This is a genomic window from Corallococcus exercitus (genome assembly GCF_003611585.1).
GTDB classification, from domain to species: domain Bacteria; phylum Myxococcota; class Myxococcia; order Myxococcales; family Myxococcaceae; genus Corallococcus; species Corallococcus exercitus.
The window spans coordinates 1-15,934 of record NZ_RAVW01000016.1 but is presented as its reverse complement, the minus strand read 5'-3'; the positions used below and the strand labels follow the sequence as shown (position 1 = coordinate 15,934).

The window sequence follows — 15,934 nt, the reverse complement described above, 5'->3', positions numbered from 1 at the left end:
CTCCTCTGAGAATCCGCGTGCGATGCTCCTGGCCTCACCCCCGCAGGAGCACTGCATGTCCCTGTCGTATTGGAAGTCGTTGGTGGTCGTTCCGCTGTTGTGTTGTTTCGCGTGCGGACCCTCAATTCCTGCCACCGAGGAGCTGCCGGACGACCGGCTCGAAGCCTCCCAGTCGTCGGCTGTCGTCGTCGGTGGAGGGTCCCTCTTGTCCGTGCGCTACCAGCACACGGCCACGCTGCTCGGCAACGGGAAGGTGCTGGTGGCGGGAGGCGGGACGCCCTCCGGGGAGATGGCCTCCACGGAGCTGTACGATCCGGCCACCCTGACTTCCAGCAGTGGCCCCTCGATGGCCACCGCGCGCCGCTCCCATACGGCCACGCAGCTCCAGGATGGCAGCGTGCTCGTCGTGGCCGGCATCACCTGCTCGCCAACGGGAAGGTGCTCGTAGCGGGCTACACGGCGGTGGCGGAGCTGTACGACCCGGCGACCAACACCTGGACGAACACGGGAAGCACGACCGTCACGCACTCGTCGGCGCCGTCGGTGACGCGCCCTGACGGCAGCATCCTGATGGCGGGAGGCTCGTTCAACACCTACGGCGTGGAACTCTACACGCCCTCCACCGGGAGCTGGATCACGGTGGGGTCCATCACCCAGGGGCGCACCAACCACCCCACCATCGCGCTGGCGGACGGGCGCGTCCTGTTCATCGCCGGGACCACCTACAACGCCCAGGGCACCATGCAGGCGCTCTCCAGCGTGGAGGTCTTCGATCCGACGGCCACCTGCGCGCCCACGACCTGCACGGCCCAGGGCAAGAACTGCGGCACCCTCTCCGACGGCTGTGGTGGAACGCTGAGCTGCGGCACCTGTGGTTCAGGACAGACCTGCGGCAGCAACAACGTCTGCACGCCGAACGCTCCGGCCTGTTCGCACAACGTGTGCACTGCGGGCACCGCGCTGGTCAAGACGTGCAGCAGCTGCGTCAACACCGTGTGCACGCGGGATTCGTATTGCTGCACCACGGCCTGGGACAGCGTCTGTGTCAATGAAGCCAGCCAGTGGTGTGCCATTGCCCAGCCGGGATGTGTGACCCCGATGTAGTCCGGGGGCAGGAGCGCCCGGGACTCCACGCAAGCCCGTCCCGGGCATTCCGACCTGGCGGTGCACCTCTGCGAAAGTCCAGCTGAAGCTTGCGCCCCTTCTTCAGCTCCTTCTCCGTTACTCCTACAGCTGCAGTTTGAACCGCGCCTTTCGGGTCCGATAGTGGCACTGCATGGCCACGGCTTGGTGGTGGCGTCGCCAGCGACTCCACGCGAGGACGTGCGCAAGCGGAGTCACCACAAGCCGCAGAAGCGATACCAGAAGCACTCGCACTTCCTGTACGGAGTAGCGGACGAAGGCAGTCAGTGAAGGCCGCGCCGGGCGAGAAACGCGCGCATGGGGTTGCTGCGCCTCGGCAGGCCGAGCGCTTTTGGGGGCAGTCCCTCCTGGAGTTGCTGATTGGCCACGGCACGCGCGGCGGCGAGAAAGACGTGGGCCACCAGGCACAATGTCATGTGCCGATGCCAGGCCGTCCAGGTGCGCACCTCATAGTCGGCGAGGCCCACCTCGTTCTTGGCGGATTCGAAGTCCTCCTCCACGGCCCACCGACTGCCCGCCGCGCGCACCATCGACTCCAGTGAGGCATTGCGCCGGGCATGGGCGACGTAGAAGGCGACCTTCCCGTCCGCGAGGCCTCTGCGAAAGAGCAGCCACCGCGACAGGCCCAGGTGCCGGTTGAGACGCATGCGTGCCCAATCATAGAGGCGCGGGCCCTTGGTGCCCGCCCCCGCGGACAGGCGCACCCAGGCCTCAGGAGGGACCTCCTGCACCATGTCGCCCGGCTTCACCTGGTAGAAGCCGCGCCAGACGTGCGTATTGGAGGCCACGGCCAGCACATAGGGTTGGCGTAAGTCTTCGAGGAAGCGGCGCAGTGTGCTGTCGCGTCCATAGACTTCGTCCCCCACCACCCACGCCGGCTTCAGTCCTGCGCCCAGCGCCCGTTGCAGCATTCCCTGTGCGAGGGCCGGCTTGGACTCGAAGCCCACCTCGTCCGGAATGCCTCCCGCCTGGCGGCGGGCTGCGTCCTCCGTCCAGGGCTCCGGCAGGTACAGCTCCCGATCCACCAGCGCATGCCCGCGAGGCGTCACGTACGAGAGGAAGACGCCCACTTGCGCGTTCTCCACCTTCCCGCGGTGCCCGTGAACTGGCGCGCCACGCCCACGGACTTCTCTCCCTTCTTCAGGAAGCCCGTCTCGTCCACTGCCAGGATGCCGTCTTCGCCCAATGCCCTGCGAGCGTACTCCAGCACGTCGTCGCGTACGGCATCCGCATCCCACTTCGCTCGCAGCAGCAGGTGCTGGAAGGCATAGGGCGCTCGATGCCCCGCATCCTCCGAAAGGCCCCACAGATTCTTGCGCTGTGCCCGTCCCAGGAGGGCCTTCACGTACTCGACCGCAGTGGCATGGGCCTCGCGCCTGCGGAAGTGCGGCTGCAGCCAGACGCCTACCGCCTCCAGCTCCGCCACGAGACGGCCAACCAGCCGGACTTCCGGTGCCTGCTCTTCTGTGGCTGATGGCTGCTGCATGGGAAGTCTCGCTCCTCCCCCTCTTGTTTCTTCAACAGGGGGAGGACTGCGGAGTCTTCCGAACTACAGCTGTAGGAGTTAGCTTGCGCTCGCGAAGCGCGGTTCGAACGTGAGGAGCCACTCAGGAACGTCCGTTGATGGCGGCGGGGGCAGTATCGCCGGCACGGCCACCGGGTCCTTGAAGAACAAATTCCACGCGACGAAGTGAAGGCACCTCGCGAAGAGTGGAATCTGGGCCTGCTCCTCCGTGAGGACTCGGAGGAAGCCGGGAATCAGGTACATGTTCCATCCAGCGGTGAAGTATTCAGGGTCGTGCACCGTGCCCCAGATGTGTGCCACCTCCCAACCCACCGCAACCTCGCGACTTTCTCCGTTCATCGAACGGCCAATGTACCGGCCGAACGCATTCCGCGCGGTCGTGTTGTCGCAGACCTTGACCGTTCTCCCCTTCCAGTCGGAAGTGTCGCCCTTCCTCTTTCCCGGGTGATGCGCATTCGACGTGCGCACACAGTCGGGGAGCATGACTGGCTTCCGGCGCACCTTGCCTGGAGGGATGAAGAGCGAGGCCTTGAGGACGAGCTGCACGACTTCAGCGTCCTTTTTCCCAGTGACCCATTCGAAGACCTCCAGCGGCGACGCCACGAGGAGCTGCGGAACGTCCATGACCCTCTCCAATTCAGATCCCACCATTGACGTTTACGGGGACAGCATGTGCCACTAACCCCCCCATGCTGCACGCCTCAGCTTCGTCAACCGGGCGGCGACGCACAGGCAACTCAAGGACAGCGAGCCGGAAACCTCTTTAGTGCGGTGGAGGCTGGGTGGCTACGGGCTTGAGACGAGGGGCAAGCCTGGAATCCGTCAGCGTATCGGCCAAGCGCAGCGAGAGCCATGCCGTCAGCTCCACTGGGTCGCGCGTCTCGGGTATCAGAGGAATGAGCCAGAGTTCCGCAGCTGGGCCGCTTCCCACCGCCAGCAAATGGCCGTCCGTTGAGGGCTCGACGAAGTCGAGAACGGCCTTTCCCAGGGAGAAAGTGGCGAGATGAATCCGCTCATTGACTGACCACAGCTGCACGGCCCCATCCGCACCAGCGCTCGCGAGCAGGTCTCCAGCAGGGAAGAACCGGACACTCTTGACCGTCGCGCCATGACCTGTAAGCAAGGCCACCTGTGTGCCGCGAGTCAGGTCCCAGAGACGCACCGAATGGTCATCCCCCGCCGTCACAAGCAGTTCCTGGCTGGGATGCATATCCATCGCCTCGATGTATCCTCCGTGTCCTGAAAATCTCGTCGGCTTCTGGGGCTCCTCCAATAGCCAGGACAGGCAAGAACCAGAAAGCTGGCATGCCACCAGCCGCTTCCCCGAGGGTGAGTACCTCACACCGCGAAAAGCCTGAGTAGCTCCCGTATACGTTCCCAGCAAGCGACCGTCCTGAGCTGACCACCGCTGTACCGTTGCCTCTTCTCCGGCGGTGGCCAGTGTGTCCCCGGTTGTATCGAATACCAGGTCCATCAGTCGGGACGATTGCGTGGGTATCCGCCGAGTGGGTTGCGCCGTGCCAACGCGCCACAGTACGACTTTGCCGTCCACGCAAGTGGAGGCTACATGCAGCCCATCTGGAGAAAACACCGCATGCGGTGTGAAGAAGCCATCCCTAGACAACGCACACCCTTCCAAAGCCAACGGAGCGGCCTCGGGTTTCGACAGCTGTGAAAGCCACAATCCCTGCTTTGAGGTGGTCAGGACCCAGTCCTTCAAGGGTGAGCTGTGAATAGATTGAATCGCCACGCTCCGCCGAGGCCCCAACTGGACCGCAGGATTCAATGCACTCATTCTCCAATCAACCGCTCTCCCGTCGTCTCCGGCCGAAAGGAGGTGCTTGCCATCCGAAGTGAAGACCACTTGATTGACTTCCAGCGCATGCGATTGGAGCACCCAGGGGCCCGTCTGGAAGCGTTGTTCCAGGTCCCAGATGACGGCATGCCCTCGCGTTCCACCCGCCACGATCCATTTCCCCGTCACGTCAAAGGCAGCCGAGTAAACGGCACCGAGCGGCCCTGCTGTCAGCAACAGCGTACTCCCGCTAGCGAGGTCCCTGACTCGGACATGGCCGCCCCAATCCGCAGTGAGCAGACGCCTGCTGCCAGCGTCGAACCTCACCACGCTTGCGTAGTCTCCGGATTCGAACTCATCGACGTGGTCGTTCTGGTTGCCCAGCCTCTTCAGGTACGTTTTGCCGTTCGAAGTGGATGCTGCTACCCACTTGCTGTCTGGCGAAATGTCGACAGAGACCATGGACGAGCCATCTCGGGTCTTGAACCGCCAGCGCTCGGTGCCGCTCGCGATGTCCCAAATGATGAGGGCCCCCTCTCCAGTGCCGGCCGCGACTGTATTGCCGTCCCGGGTGAAGGCGATGTCGCAGACCATTCCTGCCTTGGTGTCCAGTCGACGCTGCAGCCCGGGTTGGGACACCTTCCAGAGCAGCACCTGTCCTTCGCCCCCTCCTGTCGCGAACCAGCGGCCATCCGGAGCGAAGCGCAGGGCGTCAACGGATTGCTCATGTGTCCCGCTCATCAATGACTTTCCATCCGTGGAACGCCAGAGTCCAACAGCGTTGTCATATGATGCCGTGGCGATGACGCTTCCATCCGGGCTCCAAGCGGCGCCTGAGATGACGGAGGTGTGAGCCTGGATGTTGAACAGCTCTCTTCCCGTGGCGGCATCGAAGAGAATCAGTCGTCCGTCATGTGTGGCAGAGAGGATGCGGCGTCCCTCCGGGTCGAATTGAACAACTCCGATTGGGACGGGCTCCTCGGCCAACGTGCGGAGAAGTCGACCCTCTGGAAAGGACCAGAGCTGAATCCTGCCGTCGTGCCCCGCAGTGACGAGCCTTGTTCCAGATTTGTCTGTGTCCAGGCTGACGAGCCGGTTGTCGTGAGCGACCAGGAGAGCTTCACGCCCTTTCAGCTCGGATGTCGCCACCGACAGCATTCTCCGCGAAACAGGGCTGTCAGCCCCAAGCGCAATGGCTCGTGTAAGGTACAGCGCCGCCGTCTCGCTCCCCCCTGTCAGCGCCTGGCGTCCTTGCTCAAGGAAGAGGTTGGCGAGCTGATGCTGCGCCTCGCGTCGGTTGAGTTCGGCCCAGACGCTCGCGCCACCGAGCAACAGGATGACCAACGCCAGCAACCCAATGAGGGTGTTGCGCCGTATCAAGGCCGCATGTTCGGACGCTTGAAGGAACTCAAGTGCCTGGGCGTCCAGCTGTCCCGGATAGGCCCGGGACAACTCAAGCGCCTCGGCCAGCTCGCGGCCCCGGTAGAGCAGGTCGTCATTGCGTTTGCGCCCGCCCGGGGCGGCCCAGCGACGTGCATCCCGGCGGATGATGTAAGGTGAGAGTCGAGGGCGTCCCAGAGGGAACGGGGCTCCCGGCTCACCGCGGCCCAGTGCCGAAGAGATGCGCTGGTAGGGTTCGGAGTCCTCCAATCCGGTGGCCCGCATATCCACACGGTGGAGTTCTCCCGCCATCACATCAAGTCTGTCGATATCTTCGGCGGTCGCGCCGGGCAGCAGCACGGGAAGGACGAGGTAGCTCGGTTCGGCGAGGCGCCGCGCGAGTGCCGCCTTGGTTTCCGCTTCGTGAAAGGGGCCCCAGCCGTGCGGGCCAAGGAACACGAGGCAAGCTTTGCAGGAGTGCAGGGCGCGCTGGATTTCCATATTCCAGTCCGACGCCGCTGGGATGGCCCAAACATCAATCCACGCACGCAGGCTGTGATCATCCAGGAGTCGCTCGGCGATCTGCTCAATGGCCTGCTTCTCGCGACTGTTGTGACTTAGAAAATAGTCGAAAGCCGTGGGCAGAGCGTCCGTCGCTGCGGCGTCCAACGGCAACTGACCAAGGCTCTGGTGCTCCTGCGACCGCGCGAGTTGATACCGTCCCATGTGCAGATCAGCCTCCAGGCGGACCGGGCTTCAAGCGCGTGAAATTCTACGCGCCCTGGGAGCGGCTCGACTCGTGCGTGCTTGTCGGACAAGGAGAGACGGCGACCTGTTAACGATGCTGGAAGGGCGCTGCCGCGACCGCTGGCAAAGAAAAAGCCTGGCAATCCGTACTGGATTGCCAGGCTTCTCACTGTGGAGGCGGAGGGAATCGAAGCCTCGTAGGCGGATTTGGTCCCTACTCGGGAATCCGGCCGCCCACTCGGTTCTCCCTCTGAAAATGGGGGCGACCTCCTGTCCGGGCGAGTCCAGGACCGTCCATTGGATTTGGTTCTTTTTTGGTCCCTCGGGATAGCCGCTCTACGCATAGAACCAGCGCTGCGGGGCGCTGCTGCGCGCTGTGAGTGCCCGGCACCCGTGGCACCTCGGACAGAGTAGCGGCAACGCACGACAGCCAGGACCCGAGCATGCCGCGCGGTTTGAGCCTGGGTCTAGCCCCGTCGCATCCGGGTTACCGGCCCGCCCGCCCACCGCGACCGGGGTGTGGTTCTCCTACTGAGCACAGGCTGGACTCTTACGGTTCCGGCGTGATTCCAGGCACTTACCCAAAGCTTGTTTGAAGGGCAAGTAGGCTGCTCTCCCGGAGGGTGCTCGAAGTTCCCTCCGGGGGGGGCGTGCTCAGCGTGAGAACCACACCTAGCGACCGGTGCTTGAGGAGGGGATCGAGCAGTTGCTCCACGCTCCGTACTTCTTCGGCCCAAGAAAATTCTCTATGTCTTTGGTGCCATATAGGGCTTCTCGGAGTAATTGGAAGCGAGTTCCTCGATTGAGAGGTGATGGACTTCCAAGAGCTGTTGCACCTTGAGATCGGAAATATCTTTCAAGTCCAGATTGCCAAACTCTTGAAAGAAAGATCTTACGTTCTTGAGGAGTTTGTCGAGTTTCTGTGCGCGCATGATCTCGACCTCGCTAAGAAAAGCTGCCGCAGACGAGCCCTTCTTCGCTGGATGGATCATGATGCGCTTTACGCTCGCTCCCGAATAGTGGCGCTCGAACCAAGCAATGGAACGGTTCATTTGCTCGGTTTCATCCTTGTTTATCTCTGCGCGCGTAACCTCTACTTGATTCTTGCATTCAATCAGAAGGTACTCGTTGTCTCTCAGTACCCAAAGGTTATCTGGGCCCTGCTTCCAGTCTTTGTCCGGCCTGTCTGCATTGAAGCCGAGAGCACGCGCCAGATCATCAAGCGCTTCTTCAAACCGGTCAGCTTCTACTCCGAAGCTCAGGCGCGAGAGAATTCCTTCGATCTTTACCTTGAGAGCTTCTTTTGATCCGAGAGCACGGATCCATTCGATGACATTCTCCACCCGTTTCTGTGGTAGGGGAACAAGTTTGGAGAATTCCATTCCCTCTTTGGGCTTTAGGAGCGAACGATTTCGTTTGTGCGCTGCAATCTGACGCTTGTTGGCTTCAATCTTGTTTCGCGCGTAGTAATATCGGGCAATAGTCTGTAGATACCATCCACGCTCGGCATCGTCTTTTGCGTATTTGTCGATGATGCTTTGGATGACAAGTATGGCTTCGTCGTAGTTTCGATCTTGGAAGGCTTGTTCTGCTTGGAGTTCGGATTGCAACACGTCGAGAATGGCCTTGCGTGGTGCAATGGCGGCTTCATGCACCCTGTCCATTTTCTCTATGTAGAACTCTTTCCAGTTCTCGTCGCGGCTCAGGCATTGGCCGATGATTCCGAAAAACGCTTCAATCGGTTTTTTGCCCCCCTCAATCTCTTCGCGCGCCATGTCTGCGATCTCAAGACCTATTTCTATCTGAGTCTGAGTCTGCCTTGAGAAGAATCCGCGTGTACTGGTACTGCGAAGTATTTGGACAAGATCTGGGCCAGTCAAAACAATTACGCAGTAATCCTTTTCTCCTCTGACTGCTCTGCCTAGTCCTTGCTCGATTACACGCGCCGTTCGACTGACGACAAGGTCGCTGCCAGTTCTCCGATCTTCGACGTATCGGTCGAGGAGTTCTTCTGAGAACGGCTTTGAATCCATGATGAGAACTCGGCAACTCTCATCAGGAAGATCTATTCCGTCATATCTGTTTACGATTACGAGGGCCTTATCGTAATTCTTCTTTTTGAGCGATTCAACCGCCGTCTCGATTGTCTCAAGGGTTGTGATGGTTGAACCATATTTTTCCCAGTCGGCGCACTTGCGAGCACTGGGGGACAGTACTACGACCCCATGTTTTCGGTTGACGACGGGTTTGCCAAAGGCTTCAACTATTTCTGTTCGCCCAAGTCTCTCGTGAATGAGGGACGGTACCAAAATCATCTTTTCGCCTGACCAAGTCTCGTTCTTATCAACGAGAGGATTCTCAATTGTTGCTGGGTCGAGGCCGAGTCCCTTTATGAGGAAGGAGTCATCGGTTACGGTGGCGGACATGAATATGCGATGCTGAGCATTGGAGTAGCTGCCGAACATGTCCAGCGGAACAAGATAAGGACTAATTACCAACTCCGAACCTGAGATCAGGCACAGACAATTCCGCAAATTGTCGCGCAGCAGCGGCCACGGATATCTAATGGCGTTCTGATCTTTGCTTTTTGATAGAATCTGTGCAACCTCGTTGGCTTTTTCGTTCCAGTCCCAATACGGAACCGGCAAATAAGCGCTGTATGCCTTGTTTTGTAGGTCTGCAAACGTCCCTTCGCCTTGGTCGCGCAGTTCAGCTTCAAAGAGTCGTTGGATTTCGTGGTATGCAGTGCTGTTTTTCTCGCGGTCAAGCTTGATTGTGCATTGGTTTTTTATGGTGTCGATGCAGGCGTGTGCATCGTCCATCAGGAGAGTCGGAACGGGGCTCGATTTAGGGCCTAGTCCAAACTGTGTTTCGCCATGGAATAGCTTGTGGGGGACTGTGACGTAAATTGCCTGCCCTTGCAGAAACTCGTCGGGCAGTCCTCCTTTGCGTGGCGATGTAACAACTTTAATGCCAAATTGTGCTGCTTGCTCGACCGTTTGATTGACAAGAAAGTAGTTGGGGCAGAGGTAGAGCGCGGGGCCTTTTCCCTCATTGAGTTTGGATTGAAGCATCAAGAGCCCAATGAGGGTTTTCCCTTGCCCTGTATGTAGCTTGAGAATCAAGTTGCGATCGGTTCTTCTTGAGTCGTGCCACTCCTTGAGGACCGCCTCTTGGACAGGCCGAAGAGGGCCCTTATCGCTTGCGCGATCTAGAGTGGAGTAGATCTTGAATGGGTCTGTGCTCTTGGCGCCAAGTTGCTTGCCTAGCCGCTTCTTGAAGTCCACCATGGTTTGGGCTTGCCTCCGTCAGGTTTTGATTCGCGTGCTTAAAGCAGCTTCGGGCGACTGGTGGGCCGTTGCGCTGATGAACTTAATGCAGCCGAGCAGTAATTCGGACGAATGAACGGCACAGTCACGTTTTATCCTAGCACCTACGCGAGTGTCCGCCACAGGTAGGCTGCTCTCCCGGAGGGTACGCGACGCTCCCTGGGCCGTGGAGCCCACCCGGTGCGCAGCGGCGACCAGCACTGGCACCGAGAACCACCTCAGAGCCGTGGCACCTGCCCTCAAACTTCTTCAAACTTCGTTCCCGTGGCGCCCATGCGCTCAAGTGCGTCGCGGACTTCCTCGCGGACGATTAGGACGATGGGCCATCCCCAGGTACGGAACACCTTGAAGTCGGCCACCTTCGAGGGGGCAATGCGCAAGCCCCATATATCCCGGTACTGTCCGACCTTCTCAGGTCGCCCATCCTCTGGCGTCCATATCTGGACCTCTTCGCAAGCCTCGTTGTCAATGCAGCGAATCAACTTGTTGGCTACGAGGACGCAGAACGGCTCAGGTTGACCCTCAATCCACACAGGGAAGAGCTGTACGTCCTCGGGAGCGAGCTGGGCGAAGACGGACGCGACCCTGGGATGTACCACCGGGGTAGCGATGCCCCCATAACTGAAGTCCACCGCCCTTCCCGGGTTGGTAACGGGAAGCGTCAAGCGTCCCGGGTCGGGAAGGGGCCTTCCATCCGTGAACGCCCACGGGTCGTCCAACTCCCGGCCCTGAAGATCCGCGAGCATTCCGAGCGACCAACGGCCCTTGACGGACATATCGACGGCAAGCTTGAAGTACCGCTTCGGCATGTTGACCATTCTGGCCCTACTAGGTGCCCGTCACCAGCCTGTTGAGCTTGGTGCCTGGAGTGGCTATTTCCTGCCCCAACTTGCGGAGTTCCTCTGTCAGCGCCTCGCGGCATTGCTGCATGGTGCGGCACCCTCTTGTCGCACCAGTCAGCCGCTCGAAAATTCGCTCGTGGTACGCCAGCGGGTGCGGCCCCTTGTGGCCCTTGACGTGGACGATGTTGGCCGGGTCGTCCAGCGACATGCCCGCCTTGTCGAAAATCTTCTGAAACTCAGGCGACCACGGGCCGTCATTGTTCGTGGACTTCCACCACTTGTTCGTAGCGATGTGGTGGTCATGGCCCTTCGCGTCTACCGGTGCGGCAGCCGCGCCCCCCATGGCCCGTGCCGTCATGGCCACCGCGTTGGGGGCCAGCGCCACGGTGACAGCCTCGCCCGTCACCGCCACCGCTCCCACTTCGCCCACGGCGGCAAGGCGGATACCCGCGCGGCCCCCGGCCAGCGCTGCCGCCTGGGCTGAACCGGGCAGCGTCGGCACCTTCGAGGCGAAGCCCGCAGCCGTGTTACCGACGGCCACCGTCGCCAGCAGCGCGAAGGCCCGCGCCGCGTTCCGGCCCATCACCTTGCCGTAGCCCTCACCCGCATCGCGGAGTTCGTCAAACGTGGTGGCCCGGTCCGCCTCTTCCACCAGCCGTTTGAAGCCCGCGATCAGCGTCCAGAAGGTGTCCACCCCGAGGTAGACAATGGCTGTCGCCGTCATCACGGCAGCCAGGCCCTTGGACACGGGCTCGGGCACCGACCAGAGGACTAGATAGAAGGTCATGGTCCACAGTGCCGCCGAGAGCGCCGCGTGCGGGTCAGCCATGTCTTTGAAGGCATCTAGCATCTCTTCCAGGACCACACCTTGAGCCATGGCCATGGCCAGCGCATAGCGCCCGTCTCCGGTGACGGTGGGACTGTCCGCCAGCAAGCGCAGACAGTCGCCCTTGCGCCCGGTGCGCTCGCACCAACGCAGATATGCCCGCGTCAGCTCCACCTCCGCTGGCGGCATGTCGGAGGCCAGTGCCGCCCCCTCCAATGGCGTCATCCGCCGGGTGCGCGGATCGAAGAGGTACGTGCCGCCTCGGGCGTCCACGCCCATCAGGCGCCGCGCGGCCTGCTCGGGATTGGCCGGGAGCCTCACGCCCCGCGCCAGCCTCGCCACGGCCGCTTTGAACTCGCGCCGCTCCACCTCCACCGACCCGGCATCGCCGCTGTGAGGCGTGAAGACGATGGGCGGCCCCTGGCCCGTTTCCAAGCGCACCACGCGCCCTGAGGCACAGCCTGTCAGCCAAACCAGCAGGAGTAGCGCGATAGCGCGATGTACCCTCATCAAGCCCCCCAGCGGGAAAGAGCTTCATCCTCCAGGGCGAGGCAGGGCCACGACCAGAACCCAGCGGATCGGGCCTCCCCGAGCACCACCCGGGCGCCGTGGAGCCTGCCCGGTGCGCAGTGGCGGCCAGGGCCCGTGTAGAGAACTACCTCGGGGCCGTGGAGCTTGCCCGGTGCGCGGTGGACACTCGCGCCGAGCGTCACCTCGGCCCCCGTGGTGTCCATCCGGTGCGCAAGGGTGGCCAGACCCAAGCCCCGGACCACCTCGGACGCGAAGCGCTGCGCCGAAGCGGCCTATGAGGCAGGCCGAACAATGCAAAGCTCGCAATGAACACCGCATGCGCAGAGGTTTTTCGGCGCTACTCGGCCAATGGGAAGAGGTATCCAAGGGGATGTACCACCGTCAGGCGAAGAAGACAGAGCGCGAGCCCGTTGGCGCACTGGAGAGTGGGAGGCTTCACCTCTCAAAGACATTCAACGCATCCGGCGGAGGGCCGGATGGGAGACAAGTGCCCCACGGGCGAGCTAGGGGCTGTCCCTGATCTCCGGTCCGAAAATTCAACCTGCCGGATCGAACATTGGAGTTGGACCCGGCTTCGAGAGGCATCAGGAGGTTGCCAGCCAGCGTCAGGCATGTTCAACGCTGGCTGTGCGCTGACATGAACTGAGCGATGCCGAGTGGAGCCGCATCGAGCCCTTGCTGGGCTCGCGCAGCGGTCCTCCCTCGAAGCGTGGGGAACGCGACTTCATCAACGCCGTCATCTGGCGCGTGAAGACGGGCGTGCAGTGGCGGTTGATGCTTCAGCCATTCTCAGTTGCGTCAGCACAGGCGACTAGACTCTAATCTGGCGGATGAAATCATGTTCCTTACTCGCGATCTTTATCCTGGCTTGCACCCCCCAAGTGACGACTACTACTCGTCGGCATGCCAGAGCATCGACCACAGACTACGTAGTTGTAGCCATTGAACCTGGAGGCGAAGGCTCGATTTATGTCACGCTTAGAGATCAGGACGAAGAGCTGCACCACGTGCATCTTTTCCGTTATGGCCCTGACGACTCGAACTGCACGCAGACGGTCAAGAAAGACGACGAGCTAGGAAAAGCCGACTTCCATGCCACAGGTCTCAAATTCATCCACCGCAGAACTGGTGCTATCTGCGTCGGGCCTCGTTTCCGATTTTTGACGGTGATTGGAGCCAATGCCCCCCGGAGTTGGGGAAGCGAGTTGGTCCTCCAAAAAGGAGCTGATGGCAAGTATCGAAATTGGAGAGAGCCCGGCGCTCTTGTTGAGAAGAAGGTGCCTGTTCAAGAGGTAATTTTAGAGGACGCCGAGGGCAAGCAGTTTTCCGGTGTTGCTACTTGGGGTTTCTCGGCACAAACGTCGGGCTATGCTGAGGCTGACTGCCTTTTAGCTCAAGGAGATCGGTTTGCATTTTATCTTCTCCAACAAGAGAATTTTGAAGGTGACCAGCCCGCGATGATAAAGCGCATTGGCAAAGATTACGCAGAGTGCAACTTCGCTCGGAATGCATTGAAATTACCGCACCCTTTTCGCAAAGAGACTCCCAAACCGAGGTAGCAGGTCGCTGTCTTGTCGTAACGGGTAGCTCCTGATGCACCTCGAAGCTGGGTCCAACCCCGAAGCTGGGTCCAACCCCGATGTTCGATCCGGCAGGTTGAATTTCCGGACCGGAGATCAGGGACAGCCCCTAGCGCTTGCCACTCCTGAGCGCCGGGCGGGGGCTCCACGAATTCAAAGCGACGTGGCGTCCACCCCATGGCGCTGTCCGTTGAGAGGCAGGCTCATGCCGGGCTTGGTTCCGTCGTGATGAAGTCTTGATGCCTCAAACTCTTTGGGCCTTCCTCATCCTCGGCCATCGCTTGGCCAGCTCCTCGCAGTGCCGCTTGAATCTCCTGCGAAGCCATCCTGGCGGTGAAGCTCCCGCGCGCGCGCAGCACCTTCGCCAAATCGTCTTGCAGCGTCAGCGCGGACATGTGCCGCTCTGCTGGTTTACGCCGCAGCAGCTTGCGAAAGACAGCCCGCGTGGGCTCTGAAAGCGTTTGTGTTGCCGCTTCTACATCGGCCGGGGTGAAGGTGGCCGCACGCAATATCGTCTCCTCCGGATCGACCCCGCGCCATGCGTTCCTCATCCGTGCGATGGCACTGCGCAGCGGTTCCGTTTCCCCTTCCGGGACCAACACCCATAAATCCTTTGGCAGCAGGTTGTAGGCACTGAGCAGGTGTTTGCCGGTGGCGAACTCCAGCAGCACCATTCCCAGCATGAACAAATCCGAACGCGCGTCCTCGGGCTGGCCTAGCAATGCCTCCGGAGAAGCCCAAAAGACTTCGCCCCGGGTGCCGGGACGACGCGTGGTGCGCTGGCCGGGAAGTCGTGCGGACGCCACGCCAAAGTCCGTCAATTTGACCTGTCCATCGAAGGTGACTCGGATGCGTGTCGGGTCAATCGCCCGGTGGACGATTTTCAGTGGCTCCCCTTGCGCACTCCGGCAGGTGTGCGCGTGCGCCAGGGCCCCCGCAATCCTGGCCCCGACATACAGCATGAAGGATTCGGGGAAGTAGCTCCCCCGCGCTGCCGAGACGTCAAGGAGTGTATTCAGCGAGAAGCCGGCGACAGCTTCCGTAATGACAAACAGGGTGCCCTTGGCTTTGTGCGCTCCATGGACGCAGGCGATGTTCGGGTGTCGGAGGAAGGTGGCCAACTGGATCTCTTCCTCCAGTCGCTTGCGTGCCTCCTTCCACACTGCCGCAGAGTCAGACAGCGGCAGCGCTTTGAGGATGACTCGGCGGACCACCTTGTCCTTGACGCGCTGGAGGGCCGATAGGACGCGCTCGCCATGATGACCGGGGCCCAGGTCTTCCAGCATTTCGTAAGTGGCACCCTTGAGCGAAAAGAGCACCAGTCCTTCGGGAAACAGGGAAGTACCAGAGTACGGCATAGGGCAATCTCCTTGCGGGTGAGCGGGAGCGAACGCCGCGCCCACGCAGGAAGGAAATTACTGGCAGGTAGGCCCGAAAGAGAAGGACGCCACGGGTTGAAGACTCGGCATTATTGCAACACCGTGGCTGAAGCCATTGGGGGCATTTTTTCAGGCGACTTTCTGTAACGCGCCATTACGCCCCGCGCTCAAAGCCTCGCGCTTAAAGCCTATTGCGCCCCTCCGAGGATGATCGCACCGTCTGCCGGACGCACGAGCGCAGCACCGGGCTTGGAGCCGGGCAGCTTGTCCAAGCCTCCATTGAGCGAGAGTGACACGCAGACGTCGTGTTCCGCGCCATTGGGCAGACGGGCCCGGGTGTAGCGGCCCACCACCGTCGCCCCTTCCGTCCACACTCGGCCGTAGAGCCGCGAGCCCTCGGGCAACCTGCCGATTGTGCGCCGCACTTCGGACTCGATCTTCCCATCGCCCAGCAGGGTCAGGCACTCACCGTCTCGCCACACGCGGCCAGCGGCCTCGCATTCGTCGGGCGATTCCAAGTCGGGCTGCTTCGCATCAACGAGGATGTTGGGACTCATGCCGTCAATTAGGCCGAGCCTCTTCATGCTTCGCACTGACTCCGTGGTGCAACTCTGCTGCGTGGGCTGCACCTGCTGCGCGGGACAGCCCAACAGCGCGGCGGCCAAAGCCCCCGCCTCCGCGCACTTCTTGAGGAATCCACGACTGAAAGCGGGCACGGACTTCATGGGCGGCTTCGCAGCGGGCGGATTCGAGGACGGATTCTTGGGGGCAGGCACAGAGGGACTTTCCTTCACGGCGGGGGGCACCTCGGACGGAGACGGTACTGCACTGGCGGACGGTGCGGGCGGCGAAGGGAG

The 15,934-nt window shown here is 61.3% G+C and carries 11 protein-coding genes and 1 pseudogene; 4 read left to right on the top strand and 8 right to left on the bottom strand.

Annotated elements, in window-relative coordinates; translation table 11 throughout:
• The first annotated feature begins 55 nt into the window (after window positions 1-55).
• Both D7W79_RS03625 and D7W79_RS03620 read left to right on the top strand, forming a co-directional pair.
• Window positions 56-448, top strand: coding sequence for a Kelch repeat-containing protein (locus tag D7W79_RS03625; RefSeq protein WP_147441785.1), 393 nt, complete (start codon window positions 56-58; stop codon window positions 446-448).
• Window positions 439-1,104 carry a Kelch repeat-containing protein gene (locus D7W79_RS03620; RefSeq protein ID WP_120523924.1) on the top strand — a complete coding sequence of 222 codons (666 nt, stop codon included), beginning with the start codon at window positions 439-441 and terminating at the stop codon, window positions 1,102-1,104. The genes D7W79_RS03625 and D7W79_RS03620 overlap by 10 nt, the downstream gene beginning before the upstream one ends.
• A 302-nt stretch (window positions 1,105-1,406) precedes the next feature.
• On the opposite strand, the pseudogene D7W79_RS03615 reads toward D7W79_RS03620, so the two are convergent.
• The 6 genes and pseudogenes from D7W79_RS03615 to D7W79_RS03590 all read right to left on the bottom strand — a co-directional run bounded on the left by D7W79_RS03615 (window position 1,407) and on the right by D7W79_RS03590 (window position 12,097).
• A pseudogene (locus D7W79_RS03615) lies at window positions 1,407-2,629 on the bottom strand (IS701 family transposase).
• A gap of 78 nt (window positions 2,630-2,707) precedes the next feature.
• Window positions 2,708-3,292: a PM1201 family protein gene (locus D7W79_RS03610; protein ID WP_120523923.1), complete on the bottom strand. Its 585-nt coding sequence runs from the start codon at window positions 3,290-3,292 to the stop codon at window positions 2,708-2,710.
• A 139-nt stretch (window positions 3,293-3,431) separates the two neighbouring features.
• Window positions 3,432-6,569 carry a toll/interleukin-1 receptor domain-containing protein gene (locus D7W79_RS03605; RefSeq protein WP_120523922.1) on the bottom strand — a complete coding sequence of 1,046 codons (3,138 nt, stop codon included), beginning with the start codon at window positions 6,567-6,569 and terminating at the stop codon, window positions 3,432-3,434.
• A gap of 767 nt (window positions 6,570-7,336) precedes the next feature.
• Window positions 7,337-9,880 (bottom strand): DEAD/DEAH box helicase, encoded by a 2,544-nt coding sequence (locus D7W79_RS03600; RefSeq protein ID WP_120523921.1) that lies wholly within the window; start codon window positions 9,878-9,880, stop codon window positions 7,337-7,339.
• A gap of 278 nt (window positions 9,881-10,158) precedes the next feature.
• Window positions 10,159-10,728, bottom strand: coding sequence for a hypothetical protein (locus tag D7W79_RS03595; protein WP_120523946.1), 570 nt, complete (start codon window positions 10,726-10,728; stop codon window positions 10,159-10,161).
• A gap of 19 nt (window positions 10,729-10,747) precedes the next feature.
• Window positions 10,748-12,097, bottom strand: a complete 1,350-nt coding sequence (locus D7W79_RS03590; RefSeq protein ID WP_120523920.1) for an AHH domain-containing protein — start codon at window positions 12,095-12,097, stop codon at window positions 10,748-10,750.
• A 663-nt stretch (window positions 12,098-12,760) separates the two neighbouring features.
• Here D7W79_RS03590 and D7W79_RS46060 point away from each other — a divergent pair.
• Together D7W79_RS46060 and D7W79_RS43130 are read left to right on the top strand one after the other, a co-directional pair.
• Window positions 12,761-12,940 (top strand): transposase, encoded by a 180-nt coding sequence (locus tag D7W79_RS46060; RefSeq protein WP_120523918.1) that lies wholly within the window; start codon window positions 12,761-12,763, stop codon window positions 12,938-12,940.
• A 59-nt stretch (window positions 12,941-12,999) separates the two neighbouring features.
• On the top strand, window positions 13,000-13,677 hold the full coding sequence (locus tag D7W79_RS43130) for a hypothetical protein (protein ID WP_147441784.1): 678 nt from the start codon (window positions 13,000-13,002) through the stop codon (window positions 13,675-13,677).
• Window positions 13,678-13,901: 224 nt separating this feature from the next.
• On the opposite strand, the gene D7W79_RS03575 is transcribed toward D7W79_RS43130, so the two are convergent.
• On the bottom strand, window positions 13,902-15,056 hold the full coding sequence (locus tag D7W79_RS03575) for a serine/threonine protein kinase (RefSeq protein ID WP_120523917.1): 1,155 nt from the start codon (window positions 15,054-15,056) through the stop codon (window positions 13,902-13,904).
• A 209-nt stretch (window positions 15,057-15,265) separates the two neighbouring features.
• Window positions 15,266-15,802: a hypothetical protein gene (locus D7W79_RS03570; protein WP_120523916.1), complete on the bottom strand. Its 537-nt coding sequence runs from the start codon at window positions 15,800-15,802 to the stop codon at window positions 15,266-15,268.
• Window positions 15,803-15,934: the final 132 nt, after the last annotated feature.